The following is a 778-nucleotide window of genomic DNA, read 5'->3' as shown; positions in this document are numbered from 1 at the left end:
GTCGCGCGGCCAAGGTCAAGGACCCGCTGCCCTATCTCTTCATCTGCGCCTTCATTGCAAATGCCGCGAGTTTTGTGCTGCCGATCTCCAATCCGGCCAATCTGGTGATCTTCAATGGCGGACGGATGCCGCCGCTGTTGCAGTGGCTGAGCGTCTTTGCGCTGCCTTCATTGGTTTCGATCGTGCTGACCTATGCGCTGTTGCGATGGACGCAATCCCGGCAATTGAACGACGAAAAGATCGCCGCCAGTGTCGCTACGCCACCGCTACCGCATGCCGCAAAAGTCGCAGGCGGGGGTCTCATCGCGACGGCCTTGGGCCTCGTCGCAGCCTCGGCTTTCGGTGCGGATCTCGGACTGCCGACCTTCATTGCCGGCGTCGCTACCCTCGTTCTGGTCTCCGTCTTGAACCGGGAGGCTCCGCTTGACGTGCTCAAAGGCGTTTCGTGGGCTGTCCTGCCATTGGTCGCCGGCCTGTTCATCATCGTTCAGGCTCTTGCCGGGACCGGGCTGATTGCAGAGCTCGGAAAGGCGCTGGCAACTTATGCCGCATCCGCCCCGTCTTATGCCGCAATGATCGTCGGCATGGCGACGGGCGTCGTCTCGAATGCGGTGAACAATCTTCCGGCCGGCCTGGTCGCCGGCAATGTCGCACAGGCGGCACACGCATCGATTACGATCTCCGGGGCTATTCTGGTCGGCATAGATCTCGGGCCAAACCTCTCCATAAGCGGCTCGCTGGCAACGATACTCTGGCTGACGGCGCTGCGGCGCGAAGG

The 778-nt window shown here is 62.0% G+C and carries 1 protein-coding gene; it reads left to right on the top strand.

Going from position 1 to position 778, the window contains the following annotated elements; translation table 11 throughout:
- On the top strand, positions 1 to 778 hold a 778-nt coding region (locus AC1D0P_RS26400), incomplete at both ends, for an SLC13 family permease (RefSeq protein WP_477679432.1).

The organism is Polaromonas sp. P1_G2 (genome assembly GCF_056405515.1).
Note: the sequence above shows the minus strand (reverse complement) of the source record. Positions and strands in the feature narration are given on the sequence as shown.